This is a genomic window from Stenotrophomonas sp. GD03877 (genome assembly GCF_029840555.1).
Taxonomy (GTDB): domain Bacteria; phylum Pseudomonadota; class Gammaproteobacteria; order Xanthomonadales; family Xanthomonadaceae; genus Stenotrophomonas; species Stenotrophomonas geniculata.
The window spans coordinates 204,064-220,842 of the sequence record NZ_JAOCCT010000004.1; the positions used below are offsets into that span (position 1 = coordinate 204,064).

16 protein-coding genes are annotated in these 16,779 nt (G+C 59.1%); 5 read left to right on the forward strand and 11 right to left on the reverse strand.

Going from position 1 to position 16,779, the window contains the following annotated elements:
- Nucleotides 1-60: 60 nt before the first annotated feature.
- Entirely contained in the window at nt 61-966 is a 906-nt protein-coding gene (locus N5D20_RS04560; protein ID WP_197578892.1) for a DNA-binding protein, read from the forward strand.
- Between the two features lie 278 nt (nt 967-1,244).
- Complete coding sequence (locus N5D20_RS04565) at nt 1,245-1,568, forward strand: DUF3653 domain-containing protein (protein ID WP_279914776.1); 324 nt, start codon at nt 1,245-1,247, stop codon at nt 1,566-1,568.
- A gap of 395 nt (nt 1,569-1,963) precedes the next feature.
- On the opposite strand, the gene N5D20_RS04570 is transcribed toward N5D20_RS04565, so the two are convergent.
- From N5D20_RS04570 to N5D20_RS04605, 8 genes are all read right to left on the reverse strand, one after another.
- Entirely contained in the window at nt 1,964-3,178 is a 1,215-nt protein-coding gene (locus N5D20_RS04570; RefSeq protein ID WP_279914777.1) for a zonular occludens toxin domain-containing protein, read from the reverse strand.
- A complete protein-coding gene (locus N5D20_RS04575; protein WP_279914778.1) occupies nt 3,175-3,459 on the reverse strand; it encodes a DUF2523 domain-containing protein in 285 nt (94 codons plus the stop codon). Before N5D20_RS04575 ends, N5D20_RS04570 begins: the two co-directional genes overlap by 4 nt.
- Nucleotides 3,459-4,427, reverse strand: coding sequence for a virulence factor TspB C-terminal domain-related protein (locus N5D20_RS04580; protein ID WP_279914779.1), 969 nt, complete (start codon nt 4,425-4,427; stop codon nt 3,459-3,461). Before N5D20_RS04580 ends, N5D20_RS04575 begins: the two co-directional genes overlap by 1 nt.
- A 117-nt stretch (nt 4,428-4,544) precedes the next feature.
- Nucleotides 4,545-4,682: a major capsid protein gene (locus N5D20_RS04585; RefSeq protein ID WP_279914780.1), complete on the reverse strand. Its 138-nt coding sequence runs from the start codon at nt 4,680-4,682 to the stop codon at nt 4,545-4,547.
- A gap of 209 nt (nt 4,683-4,891) precedes the next feature.
- Nucleotides 4,892-5,194, reverse strand: a complete 303-nt coding sequence (locus tag N5D20_RS04590; protein WP_279914781.1) for a single-stranded DNA-binding protein — start codon at nt 5,192-5,194, stop codon at nt 4,892-4,894.
- 6 nt (nt 5,195-5,200) lie between these two features.
- Nucleotides 5,201-6,307 (reverse strand): replication initiation factor domain-containing protein, encoded by a 1,107-nt coding sequence (locus N5D20_RS04595; protein ID WP_279914782.1) that lies wholly within the window; start codon nt 6,305-6,307, stop codon nt 5,201-5,203.
- The gene (locus N5D20_RS04600; protein ID WP_279914783.1) at nt 6,297-6,419 is read right to left on the reverse strand and encodes a hypothetical protein; all 123 of its coding nucleotides are present in this window, start codon (nt 6,417-6,419) and stop codon (nt 6,297-6,299) included. The genes N5D20_RS04595 and N5D20_RS04600 overlap by 11 nt, the downstream gene beginning before the upstream one ends.
- Nucleotides 6,409-6,642 carry a hypothetical protein gene (locus N5D20_RS04605; protein ID WP_279914784.1) on the reverse strand — a complete coding sequence of 78 codons (234 nt, stop codon included), beginning with the start codon at nt 6,640-6,642 and terminating at the stop codon, nt 6,409-6,411. Before N5D20_RS04605 ends, N5D20_RS04600 begins: the two co-directional genes overlap by 11 nt.
- A 230-nt stretch (nt 6,643-6,872) precedes the next feature.
- Here N5D20_RS04605 and N5D20_RS04610 point away from each other — a divergent pair, with 230 nt between their 5' ends.
- Nucleotides 6,873-7,358, forward strand: a complete 486-nt coding sequence (locus tag N5D20_RS04610) for a DUF3693 domain-containing protein (RefSeq protein ID WP_279914785.1) — start codon at nt 6,873-6,875, stop codon at nt 7,356-7,358.
- Between the two features lie 978 nt (nt 7,359-8,336).
- On the opposite strand, the gene N5D20_RS04615 is transcribed toward N5D20_RS04610, so the two are convergent.
- Nucleotides 8,337-8,618 (reverse strand): hypothetical protein, encoded by a 282-nt coding sequence (locus N5D20_RS04615; RefSeq protein WP_197578891.1) that lies wholly within the window; start codon nt 8,616-8,618, stop codon nt 8,337-8,339.
- Between the two features lie 190 nt (nt 8,619-8,808).
- On the opposite strand from N5D20_RS04615, the gene N5D20_RS04620 reads away from it, so the two are divergent.
- Both N5D20_RS04620 and N5D20_RS04625 read left to right on the forward strand, forming a co-directional pair.
- A complete protein-coding gene (locus N5D20_RS04620; RefSeq protein ID WP_197578890.1) occupies nt 8,809-9,948 on the forward strand; it encodes a site-specific integrase in 1,140 nt (379 codons plus the stop codon).
- A 189-nt stretch (nt 9,949-10,137) separates the two neighbouring features.
- Nucleotides 10,138-12,423, forward strand: a complete 2,286-nt coding sequence (locus tag N5D20_RS04625; RefSeq protein WP_279914786.1) for an ATP-dependent helicase — start codon at nt 10,138-10,140, stop codon at nt 12,421-12,423.
- Nucleotides 12,424-12,518: 95 nt separating this feature from the next.
- Here N5D20_RS04625 and N5D20_RS04630 read toward each other — a convergent pair whose 3' ends face one another.
- Nucleotides 12,519-13,187, reverse strand: coding sequence for a hypothetical protein (locus tag N5D20_RS04630; protein ID WP_197578888.1), 669 nt, complete (start codon nt 13,185-13,187; stop codon nt 12,519-12,521).
- A 506-nt stretch (nt 13,188-13,693) separates the two neighbouring features.
- Nucleotides 13,694-16,660 (reverse strand): DEAD/DEAH box helicase family protein, encoded by a 2,967-nt coding sequence (locus N5D20_RS04635; RefSeq protein ID WP_197578887.1) that lies wholly within the window; start codon nt 16,658-16,660, stop codon nt 13,694-13,696.
- Between the last annotated feature and the right edge of the window lie 119 nt (nt 16,661-16,779).

Below are 16,779 nucleotides of genomic sequence, written 5' to 3' on the forward strand. Positions count from 1 at the left end.
ATCATCACTTATCGCGAGTACGTTATCAGCAGAGTAGGGTGCCAGTACAGGAGACTTCGCATGGCCCGCGGCATCACCGAAACTGACGTCCATACCGCCGCTGACGAGTTGGTCGCCAAGGGCGAACGCCCAACCGTAGAGCGGATCCGGGCTCACCTGGGGACAGGCTCGCCGAACACGGTGACCCGCTGGCTGGAAACATGGTGGAACCGACTTGGCACGCGCCTGCAGCCAGCGCGTCCGAACCTGGAAGATGCGCCAGCGGTGTTGGCAGAACTCGCCGGGCAATGGTGGGAGTTGGCGCTGAAGCATGCCCAGGAGGCCGCCCGTCGAGAGCTTGCATCGTCCGAGCGGGCCCTAGCTTCCGAGCGTGATGCGCTGGAGGCCAGTTCCCGACTTGTGGCTGAAGAGCTGGCGCAAATGCGTGCAGAGCGTGACGTTGCATTCACCGGGGAGAGAATTGCAACGACCCAAGCTTCAGAGCTACAGCACCTGGTCGACCAGCTTCAGCTACAGATCTCTGAACTTGCAGAGCAGCGCGACCTCGAGCGTCGAAGAGCCGACCGAATCGAAACAGCGAGACAGCAACTCGACGTCCGGCTTCACGAGGCCCTAGAGACGGCGAAATCTGAGCGGGAGGACTGGGCCGAGTACGTCAGATCTGTCGAGAATCGAGCGCTCAGCGACGTGGATCGAGCCCGCCAGGAGGTGAAGGAACTCCAGGTGCAGCAAAGCAAGGCATCCGAACAACACAGGGCACTTGAGAAGCAGCTGCGTCAGGACATCCAGGCCGCCCAATCAGTGGCCGCCACGGCCAGTCAGTCTGCCGATATCCCGCGCGGCAAATGTGACGCGCTTGAGGGTCAACTTTCAGGGCTTCGAAATTTGCCAGCTCAGCTGGAAGTGGCGCTCAAGCGATCCAAAGAAGTTCGTCCGCCTGCGGCTCGCAGACGCCAAAAACAATAGCGCTGTGCCGCCTTCCAGGGCACACGAAAGAACGGTCCGGCTTCATTTGCGCCGGAGGCCAGTCCGCTGACTCCGCGCAAGTCGCGTTCTGCGAGCTAGCCAGGGGGCGCAGGCAAGAGCCGAGCCAGAGGCCCAGCCATTGCCACGCAGAGCCAACAAAGGCCCAGATCCGGCGAATACGTGATTTCGCATAATGTATATTATGTTCGAAGCATCTGGACCAGACTGGCACGGGGCTTGCCTCGACCCTTGGCCCTGCTGTGGCATGGAGCCTGATTGTGCGTGATCGCAACCTAACCGGCCCTTGGGCCGGTTTTTCGTTTAAGGGTGGCCGACTGGTCACACCCGAAGGCCGCGAGCTGGAACCGCAGGACCTTGCTTGGCTGTCCCTTCTGGCCGCACAGGCGCAGGAGTGGCGCCGAATGATGGAGATTGCCCGAGGTGGTCAGAAACGGCCATTCGGGCGTGCAGGCATCGTTGACCTGGCTGAGGTTGCCCATCGCCGCGCAAAGCGGTCTTCCACTGTGATGGCTGGTCCTGACGCCGATCCCGTTTCGGGTGTCCTGCCGGTACCGGGGCCGAGACCTCACCAGCGCGTGTGAGGCGCTTCCGTAGGGGCGCCGCCCCTACACCCCGTAGAATGGCCGCTGGATCACTTGGGGGTGCCATAGATGGCGAATTCAACGGGGTTGATTTGGAAGGTGGCGTTAGGGGTCTTCGTGGGTGGCAGCGCTCTGCTGCTTGCCACATGTGGTGTCCTGGGGATTGCGGGACACGCAGCCATGAAAGAACAAGAGCGTGCCGGGGAGGCCCTCGCGAGGCAACTGTATCCAGAAGTCCCCATGGCCGAAGTGCGCAAAAAACGCGAGGCCGCAGAACGAGCAGCAAGGCCCAAGGAACTTGCGCCGGGTCATCGATGCATCAATGGTCAAACTTTCCGCAGGGTTGAGAACGGCTGGGTGCAGGTGTCTTCGACCTGCGCCCGTGATGCATCACGTTAGAAGCTTGCCGGGTACGGTGGCGTCTCTGGGAATGTGCCCATAGGACGCTTGCCAACCTCAATCAGCGCGTGCGCGGCCGCCTCAGGCGAATCCGTTGAAGCGGCCTTCGCAATACTCCGGGATTCTTCTTCCCGAACGGGTTCGGACTGCTGACGGGGAGCGCGATAGGGATTGTAGGCAGGGCCATCGCGTGCGATCGCAACGCATACCGGGATCGAAATCTTGGCCTTGGTGCCCTGCTCTGTTACGCACGTGCACGTTGTGTCCTGCTCGGTGGTGCCAGATGCCATGCAATACAACTCGGGCTGTGATTGAACACTGCGATCATCGAAGGCGGGGGCAGACCACGGCTGAAATTCAATCCGCGGCTTGTGACGTTCGATGTACTCGTCACGGTTGAGGGGCCGTGCCGCCGGCCCGCCCGCGCCCAAGGGCGCCAGGGCTCCAGCCGCCGGCAAAGCACCGGCCCCCTGATCCACCTTCTTTGGTACAGCTGGCGGTTTGATGATGAACGCATAGATCATCCAGACACCAAGGACTAGCGCAATGGTGACGGACAGCGCCTGCCAGACCTTCTTAGGCACCTTGAACTTGTGGCTGGCCGTGTGCAACGTCGCACTGCGATAGCGGCTATACAGTGCTTTGGGGTAAGCCCAGATTTCCTCTTCGGCCTTGTCGCGCACCTTTTCATCGTAAGGATCACTTTGGACGCGGGACCACGTAAGGACGCCTGCCCGCTGCATGCCGAACGAACGATTCATGTGCGTGTGCGAACCGATGAGAGTGCGCACCTGATGGTGAATCTTGTTCGGCCATTGCGTGACGAACACAAGATCGAAACCGCGATGCCGATGCGTGGACATGGCACGGATCCGAGGATCATCGGATTCACCCGGCTTTCCGGTCGACGGGAACAGCTTGCCGTAACGCTCAAGGCCCTGAGTGTTGCCATCGGAATGCGCTTCGTCGTAGATCACGAAAGAGCCGTCCGGAAGCTGTGTCCAATCGTTGTGTTCGGGCAGCTTCTCCAACCACGGGAAAGCGTCGGCGCCCTCGTCTGCTGTGGCGCCCGCGATGTTGGTGAAGAATCGGCGCGGCTGCGCCTTACCTTCCTTCACCTGCTGCTGGTTCTGCTCGTAGAACTCAAGAGCCATCGACATTGCGCGCAAGGTCTTGCCGTTACCGGGCTGACCGGAAATCAAATACATCATTTGGAAGCTGCCTTCTGAATAGCGACCTTGCCCGCGTCAATGACAACCTTGGTCACGATTGCGGAACCGATCATGGTGATGGCCTCCCCTGCCCCGGCCATGAGCATGACATTGGCGAGATCGGCAGCGATGCCTGACCACTTCTGAGTGATGAGATTCAGTGCGCCCTTAACGAGCGGCAAGAGGGCTGCGCCTGTGGCGAGACCGAGGCCAGCGCCAGTGAGGACGCGGGCGAGAGAATTGCCCAGAAGCTGGACGAGGAAGGCTGCTAACCACGGCATTATTTGCGCACTCCTGCAACGATGTATACAGCTGCGATCGCGGCGCAGGCGATGACCAAGCCCTTGATCATCAGCGCGAAATCACAGAGTGGCTTGAACTCAAAACTTACGGACGTAGAGACTGGTCCGAGGCCAACAGTGACGACCTTCGCGGCAGGACAGGAGCCACCCCCAAGGCCGCTCGACCATTGGCCGAGATAGCTGCTCGGAATCGGCGGATCTGCGTATGGCATGGGAATGTCGCCGGGGTATGTGGGGTTCTCTGGAAGGCTGGGATTCTCGCCATCACCGTCACCATCACCGTCGCCATCTCCCCCGCCGTCGCTGTTGCCATCGCCGTCACCATCGCCATTACCGCCACCCTCTCCGTTGCCCCCACCATCACCACCGCCATCGCCGTCACCACCGCCGTCACCGCCGCCGTCACCGCCACCATCACCATCTCCACCGCCCGTTTCACCACCGGTCCCACCACCATCGTCACCGCCGCCTGGCGTGGCCGGTTTGGGCTCTGGAGCGTCGTTGGTGGTGCAGACTTTCGGCATCGGGAAATAGCCGACCCCCGAGGTTGCCTCCGGGTCAAGCGAACTCTCATAGAGGCAACCGTTATGGCAAACGTTCACGATGCCGGGGGTGGAGCTTCCCTCCCAGCCAGATTCATAAGGACGGGCGCTGCAGGGCGAAACGAATTGGTAATAGGTGCCCTCAGCGATGTTCCCAGTACCACAGACATTGCCCGGATTCGTCCAACCCGCAAGGTAAGAAGATCCAGAGCCAGGGACAACGCAAGCCTGCCTATTCGGAGCCTGAGTTTTGAAAGCAGCATATGCAGATGCGGAAGCGAACGCAGCGCCCTGATCACACTTGTGCGCGAGCTGCGTACAGAACGACAGGTCTTGTGCAAAAGCCTCTCGCGGAATCACCGAAGAGAGCAGCGCGACGAGAACTAAAGCGACAATGCTGCGCACCTCAGTCACCAAACGCGATGTAAAGCGCAGCACTGCCGACACAGAGAACGAATAGACCCAGCATCACGAATCCCCCATAGAAAAGGGGCCGGATTGCCCGGCCCCGTGTTACAGCGATCAACCGAAGATCGCGCCCTTGATCCACTTGAAGCCGACCGAGATTGCGGCCGGTGCGAGCTTGGCCGCGCCGATGGTGCCCAGGACAGCGGACAGTGCTGCCAGAACGGTCAATGCGGCGGTTGCGTCGAGTTCCATGGTGTTCCCCTTCGTTAGTTTCGGATGGATCTGCCTATCTGCTTGTATGCCCATGCCACGGCGAAACACACCGCAACCATGGACAGGATTCCCGACACCTCGGCAGTGGTAAGTGCGGGAATATCGGTGCGCGGCACGAATCCAGCCTGCTCACACGTGCCGGTCTGCTGGTTGAATTGCAGGCATTCGTAGACGTACCGCGCCATGACTTAGGCCTGCGCAGGGGCGCGCGGTGCAGCCTTGGGCACCATGCGCAGGACGGTGAACTTGCTCAGCGAGGCAACGCCCTTGTTGACCTGCAACATGGAATCAACATCGAGCTCGTACTCACCTTCGGGGTAGCCGCTCTGGCCATCCTCAAGGCGCACGTCAAATGGATAAGCGAAGCCTGCGGTTTCCAGCTTGGCCTTCTGCTTGCGAGTGGTGAACTTGACGTCTTCGCCCTTGTCGTTCTTGAAGCTGCCGACGCGTTCATCGATTTCATTCTTGAGGACAGTGATCTTGATGCTCATTCGTTGTTACCCCTTTGAGGTTGGCTGTACGGCCGCGATTTCGGGCCAATGCGCTGCTGTGTCGCCTGTGACCCACTTCGGCAGCGATGGCGAAGTGCAGGATTCCATTACTGCCCGCAGTGACTGATCGTCGGGACAGTTTTTGCAAATGAAGTTGATGGCCGCGCCGTACTGGCGGCGGATGTGGCGGCGAACGCTCTTCCACGTCGCTTCAACGGCGGCTTTCGTGATTTCGATGCGCGTGGCAACGCAGCGCAGAAAGGACAAGACCGGATAGGCGCCGAGCAGGTAGGACGCCGGGTCGCGCAGAATGTCGAGCGGCAGCTCCTTGCGGTTGGAGTTGCGGAACTGCGCCTCATAGCGCACCCACGGCGAACTCTTGTCGCCCTGCTCCCTGCCCTTCTCATAGACGCGCAGCTGCTTTTCCGACTTCTTGCCACCGACATAGAACGTCTTGCCGTCACCGCTGTCGTAGTCGTCCACCAGCTGCGCTTTGGGGCGCTGACCACGGTTGTCGAAGTCGCCATTGGCGTACCACTTCTGCGCCATACGCAATGGGTAGTCGCCCACCAGGTCATCGGCGCACACATCGACACGGGTGATCCTTCCCGCGCAGCTTTCGAGCTTCGCTCGAAGCTCCAGCCACCGCTGCGCATGGCCGCAGCGCGCTGCGCCTATCGCCTTGCATCCATCACCGGTTAGCTCGATGCGGGCGGTATATGTGCCGTCCGCGCGGCGGCATTCCTCCCCGCCAAGTTCGATCATCCCGACGAACTTCTTGGCCGCGTCGATGATCTTGATGCGCCACGTGTAGAAGCGACCGCCGCCCGCTGTTTCATCCAGTTCAAGGCCAAGCCCGGCGAAGAACCAGCAGAACACCTGCAGGGCCGCGATGCGCGCGTTCTCCGGGGAGAACTCAATCCACTGGCGGACCTCTTCGAAGCTGTCGCCATCACGGAACGCAAGTTCGTCCAGCGCTGCGCGCAGGTCGATGGAAGCGGAAAACCAGTCAATGCCGACCGTCAGGGTTCCATCGGCGTTCCTGAATTCACTGACTCCCCTGTTAGACGAGGGGAGTCCCGACCCGGCCAGCACCGCGCGATCACCGACCATCGCGACCACCCTTGCAACGCAGGACGAACACAAGAGACCAATAGAGGCCGGTAAGCAGCACCCCGCCCAGCACGACAACAACAAGCGGGTCTCGCATGAACTCAGCGACCATGGGCGGCCTCCTGTTGCTCGGCGTAGTTGGCAGCGGCCAGCAGATCGCCGCGTTTGGTAGCAGCGATTTCCAGCTTGGCGAGCGTGACGACCTGGGCTTCTGCGTCAGGCTTCGGCGCGGTTGCCGCGAACAGTTCGCGGGCCTTGCGCGGGAAGGTGGCAACGCCGTATGCGATGGCGACAGTGGCGCCGATCAGGACGAAGGCGATGAACGGGTCGATCACTTTTTGCCGCCCTTCCGATACGAAAGGTCCGCGAAGATCAGTCGGACGACTGCGTAGATGACGGCCACAACAGCCATAGCGCCGAGCAAGTAATCCATGGTGTGCCCCCTACCCCAAGCCCCAAGAGAACCCGCCAGCGGCCTTGGGGTGCCGGTGGCGGGGTGTTTAGCCACGCCAAACACAGGGGCATGTATAGTCGCGCTATACACCCCTGTCAAGGATTGCTAACCATGGATACCGCCAACGATCTGCTTGACAAAGTGAAGGCCGCTTGCAACTTCCCGTCCGACAACGTTCTGGCGCAGAAGATCGGGCTTACGCGAGCGATGGTCAGTTCGTGGCGACATGGGCGCCATCCGATCCCGGATGAGCGAATTGCGCAGATGTGCGCCCTGGCAAAGCTCGATGGGCCCACGTGGATTGCCATGCTCCACGCGGAACGTGCGCAGACTGCGACCGAGCGTGCCTTGTGGCGTCTCATGCTGGACAGGCTGAGCGCGGCGGCTGCGGTCGTCGCGCTGGTGGCGCTGTCGTTGCCCAGCATCGGAAACGCAAAAACCGCCCAAACTCAGGCGGTTAGCGGGGGTCTACTGACCCATTCTGTATATTATGTTCAAGCTCATCCGGGGCTGGCTGGCACGGCTCTTGCCGCTGCCCCGGCACCTGTTGAGCGCTGCGAATTTGGGGCAGCTTGCGCGGCAACTTGTAGCAATTGATGCGCTGAGCTACGTGCAGTCCCAATGACTCGCTGTGATCTTGGTGCATCACCAATGGTGCGTCGCGAATCTGTTGCATCTCCAATAGCCGCCCCAACTAAAAGTGCTTCGCCGCTCAACGTATCAGCGTTACTTCTCTGAAGTTGGCACCCCTATCACATAAGTAGCGCTCTTAGTTGGCGCGCAACTGGCTCAGCTGGAGGAACTCGGGCGATTCGATTCGCCTTTTTGGAGGCGATCCCGCCAGGTAAAAGTGCTACTTCTTCGTTTTGTAGCCGGATGCACGCGCGATACGGGCACGAGTTTGGGCCGACACGGGCTAGATCCAGGCAAGTAGCGACATTAGTTGGATCCGATCCGGCAAGTCCACGGCTAGCCGCGCACACCGCCCACGCAGGGGCAAGCCGCAACGATGCTGGATCTCAGCCGTTGGGACAGCTTGGCCTTAGACTGCACTGCGAGCTTGCTATCGATGCCAATCAGAATAGGAAGATACCCATGACCGACACAGAAGTTGCATTGTCCAGCGCCGAGTTCGCTCAGCTTACGTCTTGTGCGAACCAGGTGTTGAGCGCTGCGAATTTAGGGCAGCTTGTGAGGCAACTTGTAGCAATTGATGCACTGAGCTACGTGCAGTCCCAATGACTCGCTGTGATCTTGGCGTATCGCCAATGGCGGGGCGCGAATCTGGTGCATCCCCAATGATGTTGCCAAGGCGCTTTAGCCACGCGCCTTCGAGAGCATCTACTTCAGGAGACGGCTATGACCATCAGCTTCATTTCTGAGCCACCTCAGCGGCCTGGGGTAACGATCAGGGGCGTCCCGTCTAGCCGGGCCCGGCAATCCTCGCCTGCTTGAATTCTGGGGCAGCTTAGTGGTCTCTCTGCTGCAGATCTGGCGAGCAGAGCGGCGGATTCCGTTACGGTGACCGAGATGGAGTGGCGCCTAGGAAGACGCCACTGGAAAGCCTTTGTGACGTCACAGTCGCTGGTTGATCCAATCCCAGGTCGCCTTGTTCAACCAGCCTTGGTGGCTGCCGGTGGTGATGCGCGCTACGAAAAGTCTGTCGTTCTTATCGAGCGGATGCTTAAGATCATCTGTGAGCGCGTCGGGTGTTAGGTTCGTTGAAATCCAACGAACTGACTCCAGTCCGGGATCTGCAACGTTCTGATATTGGTTGACTTGCTTGAGAAACGCTGTGCGCTTTGCGTCGTAGTTGGCTTCGCGATTCAAGTTCCAGGTGACGACATAGACAGCCATTTCGATCCCTCGAGCCTGACACCAAGTGTGTCCGCGCGATCATAGTAAGCGTGATGCATGTCACGCAACGGATGGTTGAGTGATTTGTGTGGAAAGCGGTTGAACGAGCCCCTACCCTATGTTCTGATGGTTCCGATAAGATATATTTATCGGAACTCAAGATATTTTTACGCTCTATTTTCAATAGCTTATGAGCGACCTTCTGCCAGCTCTGACCACCGCGGCTCCTGCCAATCCGACCGTAGCGCAGCTATCGCAGTCCTCGGCGGACGCCGTGCGCGAAGTCTTCGCCGAAGCGGCCTCGGCCAACACCACGCGCAGTTACGCCACCGCCTTGCGCTACTGGGCAGCCTGGTACCAAGGCCGCTACGGCGTGGTCATCGCCATGCCGGTGGACGCGCCTTGTGTGATCCAGTTCATCATCGATCATCTGGCCCGGCGCTCAGGCGATGCCCAGGCCTGGGAGCTGCCGCCGGCATTGGATGTGCTTCTGGTGGAAGGCAAATTCAAGCAGCGTCCAGGGCCGCTCAAGCTGTCGACCATCGTCCACCGCGTTGCGGTGCTCTCCAGTGCCCATCAACTGCTCAAACTGGCCAATCCCTGCGAAAGCAGCGAGGTGCGGCAACTGTTGGCTAAGGGCCGTCGCGCCGCGCATAAGCGCGGCGAGCGGCCGAGCAAGAAGACAGCGATCACTGCGACCGAACTGATGGCGATGATTGCGACCTGTGGCGAGGATCTCGTTGGGAAGCGGGATCGTGCCCTGCTCTACTTCGCTTTTGCCAGTGGTGGGCGCCGTCGGAGCGAAACGGCCCATGCCACCTTGAGCAAGCTTGCACCGATCGACGGCGGTTACCTCTACCACCTGGATGTCGGCAAAACGCTGCAGGACGGGGTCAAAGCCGGTGGTTCGCCGGACAAGCCCTTGTTGGGTCCACCGGCCGAAGCGCTGCGCGCCTGGATCGAAGCGGCAGGGCTGCAGGAGGGCGCCCTCTTCCGCCAGCTGACGCGCGGGAAAGTTGGGGCCGGCTTGTCACCCAAGTCAGTAGCCACCATCATCCAGAATCGCGCACGCGCCGCCGGGTTGGTAGGAAACTTTGGCGGCCACAGCTTACGATCGGGTTTCGTAACCGAAGGCGCCCGGCAAGGAATTGCCCTGCCCGCCATTATGGCAATGACCGATCACCGATCGGTGGTCAGTGTCATCGGCTACTATCAAGCCGGCGCGGCCGAAACCAACCCGGCGGCGCGAATGTTGGAAGGCGCAGCAAGGTCGACCACCACAGCGCCGCCTCCCAGGTTGCCTGAATCTCCGACGGGGGCTGATTCCTAGATGCGTTGGACGCAACATTGATGTCGGAGCTCGTGGAGAAGCTAAAGGCGATCCGCCCCGGGTTCGACGGCTGCAAGGAGCGCCATTCGAAGATTGATGTTTCGATACTACAGGCGCATCGAGAGAAGCGAAATGCGCTTGGCAAGGCCAGACTGATCAACTTCACCCCCCTTTAAAGCCAGGTGACCAATGGCAGAACGCAGCTACACGCCCGAACAGATCAAGGTCATCGAGCACGGTGAGGGGCATGCGGTCGTCTCGGCTGTGGCCGGATCGGGAAAGACGGAAACGCTGGTTGGACGGGTTCGCCAGCTCCTCAAGGAGCACACCCCAGCCCAGATCGCCGTGGTCATGTTCAATCGAGATGCTAGGGAAGCATTCCAGAAGCGGTGCCAAAAGGCGATTGCAGGACCTGCGCCTGAGATCCGCACGTTCAACTCCATGGGCAACAAGATCGTCCAGCGCTTGGTCAGCCAGGGACTGCTGCCCGACGCCAAGATCGTAGAGAAGGATTTCCAGCGCGCAAAGATCGCCGCCCAGGTGTTCACCCGCGTCTTCAAGAGCATCAATGGCGACGATGCTGCTCCCGATAAGGAACTGATCGACGAGTTCATCAGCTTCATTTTGTTGGTCAAATCCGAAGTTCGTTCAGCCGAGGAAGTCTTTGATAGCCGACCCTATGGCAAGTCAGCGCTGGGCTTCCCTGATGCCTTCAGGCTTTACGAGCAGCAACGAATCAAGATGAAGATTCGGTTCTTCGAAGACCAGGTCTATGACCCGGTCAAGCTGCTACTACGCCACCCCGAGTATCAGCGATTGATTGCCAATAAGGTCGATCACCTCATCGTCGATGAGGCTCAGGACGTCAATGGAATTCAGATTGAGCTTTTGAAGATGCTTGCGGGTACCCGCGCCAAGGTCATGCTCTGCGGCGACGAGGATCAGGCCATCTACGAATGGCGAGGAGCCAAGCCCGACTACATCACGCGTGGCTTCGAGCGGGATTTCTCTGGAGCCACCCGCTATACCTTGCCGCATACCTTCCGCTTCGGCCACACCTTGAGCTTGGCAGCAAGCCACGTCATTACACGAAACGCCAATCGCAACCCCAAGATCAGCATCTCAGCTCCTACTACTCCCAAGACCCGGATTCACTCGTTTGGGCTGGCATTGGGCACCGCCGGATTCGGAGAGCTTGTCTCAGCCAGCCTGGCTGACGGGTTCAAGCCTGATGAAATCGCCATCCTGGTGCGAACCTACAGTGTGGCCGTGGCTCTGGAGCTTGAGCTGCACCAGCATGGCATCCCCTACTTCGTTTACGGCCGGCCTCCGTTGCAGCGGATTCCAGAGATCAGCGCGATGGTGGGCGTGCTGCAGCTGGCATCGGGCCGATGGAAGAACCTGCCAACGGACGAAGCCCGGTTCGTGATCAACAGTTTGTTATGGCGACCGGCGCTCTACCTGAGCAAGGAGGCTATACATGCCGTCATCGATCGATCCCTGGAACAGCCAGATCACCTGTCCGAGGCCGTGCGCTCGGCGATCACACCGCAGCTTCAACCCTTCCAGGCGGACCAGATCAGGGACAGGGCCGATCTGCTGGATATCATCGCCACCTGCACTGATCCCTACGAGAAGCCAGTGCAGCTGCTGGACCGCTATCTCAGCGGTACCAGCTTCGACAAGTCGATCATCAAACAGTCCCCCACGGCAGAAGTCGCGGAAACCATCTTGGCCAATGTGGCTGCATTCCGCGCTTTGGCGGCAAAGCACGAGGGCACGATTGCAGAGTTCCTGGACGATATTGATCCCCTCATCGACTCTACCAACTTGGATCCCCCTTCTGTTCCCCATGTATGGATCGGCTCGATTCACCGTGCCAAGGGGGCGCAGTGGCCGATCGTGATGCTTCCAGGGCTGGCCGCCCGGTCCTTCCCTCGCGATCACATCACCCAGGAAGAACTTGAGGCCGAAAGGCGATTGTTCTATGTCGCCATGACGCGCGCGGTCGAAGAGCTCTATCTGATCCATCCGGTAGATTCAGACTTCGACAACGCTATCAAGGACATCAAGTCTGATGCCAAACGCGGCTTCGAATGCCCGACATCTCCATTTCTTTGGGAGATGGACCTGGCGGTGGCGCGCTACGCTGCCGAGGCCATTGAGAACGAGGGGCCATTTGAAAGCGTCCCGCTCGAATCGCCCGCGGTTGCCAATGAGTACTTCAAGCGCTTCCCCTTTGCCAAAGACTGGGCCTTCACTCGCCTGCCCCGCGGTGCTGTGCGCCGGCCTGCCGAGACACCGATCGGCTCGCTAGCCAGTCTGCGTGAGGGAGTGCGCGTGCATCACGATACCTTTGGACCCGGCACCTTTGAGAGATGGGTAGACAATCGCGTCTATCACGTTCGGTTCGACAGCGGAGAGACCAAGATGCTGGTGGCTCACTATGCACCGATCCGTGTTCTGGCCTCATAGGGTGCGCCTCTGCGGGGGGATGGGAGCATTTCGTGGTGATCAGAGTGCTGGCGGGGTAGTCCCTTACCCCCCCCTAGCCCAACTATCTCTTGCCTCTACTCATAGTCATCTCGATCATAGCTGCGATCGAAATCAACGCCGAACTCCAAGTCCAGCAAGACCAGGCCGCACCGACCATCCTTCTTGAAAGTGTAGATGGCAGTGAAGTTGCCCGCATGCCCGCTGTAGGGTCGATCCTCGTCAAGTTCACCGGTATGCGAGCCAGACGCTAACAGCGTCCATTCTTCGTCAGTCTTAGCCAGTGGCTCAAACTCGAAGTCATTGGTGTAAAACTCGTCGATGTAGGCATTAGTCTCTGCGTAGGCATCGGCTATATGGCTATCACCGGCAGCCTGTTCTTGGACGTCCTGGAAGATGAAGTCCCGGAAGTCGTCCATCGAGGTATAGAAATGGCATGGGTTCTCCTTGGCCTGGGCGTTCTGGGCGAATGCGTCACGGATGGCTAGGCTTACCGTACTCGCCATCTGCTCATCCAGTCCTAGGTCCTTCAACCGCCACTTCACGGCATCGGCTTGCAGAACGACATGCTCAGCCTCGGGAAACAGGTCTTCCACGTCCAAAGAGGCATCGAGCTTCAACGCTGCATAAGTGCCGTAGCCGATTGAAGCTGCGACCAGCTCAAGGGCGCTGACATGTACGACCGGTATGCCCAGCGAACGCAGGGCGGAACGCGCCTGATAGGCGACGGTAGAGATCTTGATCATCACTCGGACTCCGCAATTAGACGCATCGCGATGAGTGATTGCCCGCAACGCGCCCCGGATCATCCGAACTGGAAAATGGGCAGCTGTCGTGCTGGGTACCGCTATGCCAGTTTTGGGCCACTCACAACCCAGGCAGGCGCCTAGATGAGAGCCTACACCCGATCTCGGCGATCTTCAATGCCTTCTGCCCACCTCTTCCGACCTGGTCTCCGCGGGAACAAGCCATTGCACTTGGTCAGCCAGCATCGTCTATCCGCCTCGGGGAGGCTGCCCTTCCCTATCCCCGATAAGTTGCCCTACCCGTTTCGAAAAGGAGGCGATATACCCTGCTCACGATAGAGATCCCCGGCCCCTCCTCCACTGAATGCACGCCCTCGGCTTGGAGCGGATACCTCCGGAGATTGGCCTCGCATGTCGCGCGCACCTGATGGCTATTGCCAGCCCAAAGCGGACATCTGCGCGCGTGGCGGCGACAGTCTGCGAAGACTGGTCTTCTCGGCCCTCAGCTATTCGCTCACTAGCCAATAAGCCCTTGCCGCACCACCTCGCTTGGCATAGTCGATACCGAACACCATCAAGTCTGCCAAGTGCGCGTCAACTCGATGCCGACTAACCCCGGGCTGAACGCCGACGACTGCAAAACTCAGCTTCGTTGAAGGCGACGACTGCAGAAGCTGCCTCAGGCTATCTAGATCTCCGGAAACGAAGGTGGAAGGGGTCCTGTACCGAGCATGCATTCGGTCTTCCATGTGCCCTAGAAGAGTTGGAACATCGCAGTAATAGACCGACTTCACCAACTGGCCAGCAACCTCATATACATCTCCGACTCGACGACCGCTTGGCGCCCCACCAGCGCCTTTGCAGTGATACAGCGCAATCTCGACCTCGCCTTGTGGGGATGCTGTCACCGCGATGTAATCAGCTGCCTCTCCCGACCGGTGGTCGTAGAAAAGAGCGAAAAGTCCAGAGGTCTGCAACAAGTATCGCTCAAGGTGTTCTTGAACTGTGGCCTGGCCCGCCAATCGCCGTCGGAGCTCTACGGACGCCGGAGAGTCGTTGCTCGGCACGAATTCGACATCGATCGCGCAGCCGCTCCAATCGATAAATTCGGCGTCACCAGGGGAAAGGGTGGCGATCTGCAAGCTCGGTGCTGACATTTGGTTCATCCCTTCGAAGGATGACTTATTGGCGGCGTAGAATACCGGCGGATGCTCGGCGAGCCACTCGGACAGATGCATCCAAGAGTCTGTCGCCGACTCAACCTCAATCTCAACGCCGCCATTTTGCTGCGTCACCAGACGTCCCTGACCTATAGAAAAGCGCATCTGCACTGAGATCTGGTCCTGGCTGACTTTGAAGTCCAAGATGCCGTTAGCTGGATCCGGCGCGAACTCGCATAGCTCCCAGTCGGTCAAGCGGCTGAAGTCGAACGGGCCAGCGCCTCCTGTTCGATAGCGAATGCGCGGATTGGTTTTGAATCCGCCCTTTGCCCATGTGGCTGCGATCACTACATCCGGAATTTGCCGCAACGTAGTCGCAGCTTTAACGATGTCGAACTGCGTTTGAGCGAACGGGGCTGTACCGACCAGTCGAGCGTTGAGCTGCCCTACCCATGATATGAACTCAGAAACCGTCAGGGCCTGATTGCTCCAGATCTTTGAGGAGCTGCTCGCGCCAATGGTCTCCTTCGTATTCCCTAGCACACCGCTGCCGAAGAAGTGTCCTTGCACGTAAGCACGACCGTCCCCGGCTGTAACAGCACGCTCGGCAGCTGGACCAGTGAGCATCCGATATGTTTCGCTTTGAGAGTTGAAGGTCGAGTTCTTAAGACCCACGTTGTAGAACCGAACAGCTTCGAGCCCCGCGCGGGCCCGACTGGTCTCCTCATAGCTCAGCAGACGGAAACTCGCGCAGACTTCTCCCATCAGACGTTGATAGATCTTCTCGGTGCGTCGCGTCGATCCGATGTAACAAAGTCTAGATTCTGGGAAATAGATGAGCAGGAACGCATCGTGCCGGACATTGACCAGTACATCAGAGGTCGCCCAGTTCGGAGGATTTTCGTCTACCGTCAGCACCAAGCTGACCGTGCCATCCGTCGATAGCCATTGTTTAACAGCGCGAAGGTCCTTGCCGATCGTGTCGCCGATCTTCGAGAAGTCGGGCGTCTCGGCACACATGAACACTCTCACGTGGGCATACAACTCCAAGGCCAAGGGCGATACCAGCTCGTAGTCGGACTCCGCGATTCGACTTACAGGGAGACGATCAAGGACTGCCTGACTCTCAGCGTTTCCAACAAGTTCTCGTCGCGCCGCTTCGTCGATCATGCTGGCAAGGTCTACGCCGTCCTTCAGCAGTAAGCTTGGCGCCTCCAGGACGCGAACGAGAGGCGCAATGAGCGTGGCGTTGCCAGTACTTTCGTCAACTCGAGCGAATCTCCCGATGAACTGGATGGTTGGAACAAGAGAGCGGTGAGGCGAATGGAGCGCTGCCACCTTAAATTTCGGAAAGTCGTAGCCCTCTCCGAACATGTCCACGCAAACTATCCCTCTCAGCTCCCCACTAATCAGCCGACGTTCGCATTCGTCCTGAGTTCGCTTGCTAACCTTGCTGTCGACCGCCTCTATCTGGACGCCTAGATTCCGATAGATGGAGACAAGCTCTCGCGCTGACTTGATACTGCCCGCCCTCACGAACAAGCGATGATCCTTGCCCGCATCTCTGTCAGCATCGAGCTGAGCTACTGCGGTCATTGCAATAGAGCGATCAATCTCATCGTCATTGAGCGGATTGAGAACAGGCGCCGCACGAAATGCGACAGGCTGGAAGGCCCCTTCCTCTACCGCGCGCGTGACCGGATATCGATAGACCAGCTTCCCAGGGATAACCCGTCCATCACGCCTGAAGGGCGTTGCCGTGAGAAACACGAAACGGGCTTTTTTATAGTGCCCCAAGAAAGCTGCCCAAGTATCTGCGGGAGCGTGATGAGCCTCGTCAAATATGATGAGGTCGAAAAGGTCTTCACGAGCTCCTGGAGCAAGCGCCGGCGATGCACTTGCCGCTGTTGTCACGACCACATCCTGCTCTGAAAGAGCCTCCCAAGCCCTCCGATCGGCAGGGCGTCCCTCCAGCCTGAGTACTTCCGGGTTCGGAACGTCATCGCTGATCGCACCGATTCGACGAAGTGTCGAGAGCTCCCTGAAGTGAGAGGACACCTGCCGTCGTAATGCATTGGAGGGTTCCACTACTAAGACACGTTCAGCAGCTAACAGCAGAGGCAGCGCCATCATCAGCGAGGTCTTGCCGTATCCAGTTGGTAGGCAAACAATCGCAGGGTCGTCATGCACAGACTCGTGTGCCAGCACAGCGTGCATAGCCCCAAGCTGACCAATTCGAAATCCCCGGTTGGGCGTTGAGACCTGTTTAGCCAGATTTAGAGCGCCGCCATGCTGAACGAAGAAATTTGCCATCTCACCCCCAGTTCACACTTCCTCGGTCTTCGCCAGAGATTAACTCAGGACGGCTCGATACAGTAGCATTTGGGCGTGAGATTACTGGATCCAACTGGACTAATCCACTTTGCGAGGAC

Bases quoted from the DNA above. Each gene is read 5' to 3' on its own strand.
- N5D20_RS04570 (WP_279914777.1), bottom strand. From the start codon at position 3,178: ATGATGTATTTGATTTCCGGTCAGCCCGGTAACGGCAAGACCTTGCGC.
- N5D20_RS04595 (WP_279914782.1), bottom strand. From the start codon at position 6,307: ATGGTCGGTGATCGCGCGGTGCTGGCCGGGTCGGGACTCCCCTCGTCT.
- N5D20_RS04625 (WP_279914786.1), top strand. From the start codon at position 10,138: ATGGCAGAACGCAGCTACACGCCCGAACAGATCAAGGTCATCGAGCAC.
- N5D20_RS04600 (WP_279914783.1), bottom strand. From the start codon at position 6,419: ATGGTCGCTGAGTTCATGCGAGACCCGCTTGTTGTTGTCGTGCTGGGC.
- N5D20_RS04590 (WP_279914781.1), bottom strand. From the start codon at position 5,194: ATGAGCATCAAGATCACTGTCCTCAAGAATGAAATCGATGAACGCGTC.
- N5D20_RS04635 (WP_197578887.1), bottom strand. From the start codon at position 16,660: ATGGCAAATTTCTTCGTTCAGCATGGCGGCGCTCTAAATCTGGCTAAA.
- N5D20_RS04620 (WP_197578890.1), top strand. From the start codon at position 8,809: ATGAGCGACCTTCTGCCAGCTCTGACCACCGCGGCTCCTGCCAATCCG.
- N5D20_RS04575 (WP_279914778.1), bottom strand. From the start codon at position 3,459: ATGCCGTGGTTAGCAGCCTTCCTCGTCCAGCTTCTGGGCAATTCTCTC.
- N5D20_RS04630 (WP_197578888.1), bottom strand. From the start codon at position 13,187: ATGATCAAGATCTCTACCGTCGCCTATCAGGCGCGTTCCGCCCTGCGT.
- N5D20_RS04610 (WP_279914785.1), top strand. From the start codon at position 6,873: ATGGATACCGCCAACGATCTGCTTGACAAAGTGAAGGCCGCTTGCAAC.
- N5D20_RS04560 (WP_197578892.1), top strand. From the start codon at position 61: ATGGCCCGCGGCATCACCGAAACTGACGTCCATACCGCCGCTGACGAG.
- N5D20_RS04585 (WP_279914780.1), bottom strand. From the start codon at position 4,682: ATGGAACTCGACGCAACCGCCGCATTGACCGTTCTGGCAGCACTGTCC.
- N5D20_RS04615 (WP_197578891.1), bottom strand. From the start codon at position 8,618: ATGGCTGTCTATGTCGTCACCTGGAACTTGAATCGCGAAGCCAACTAC.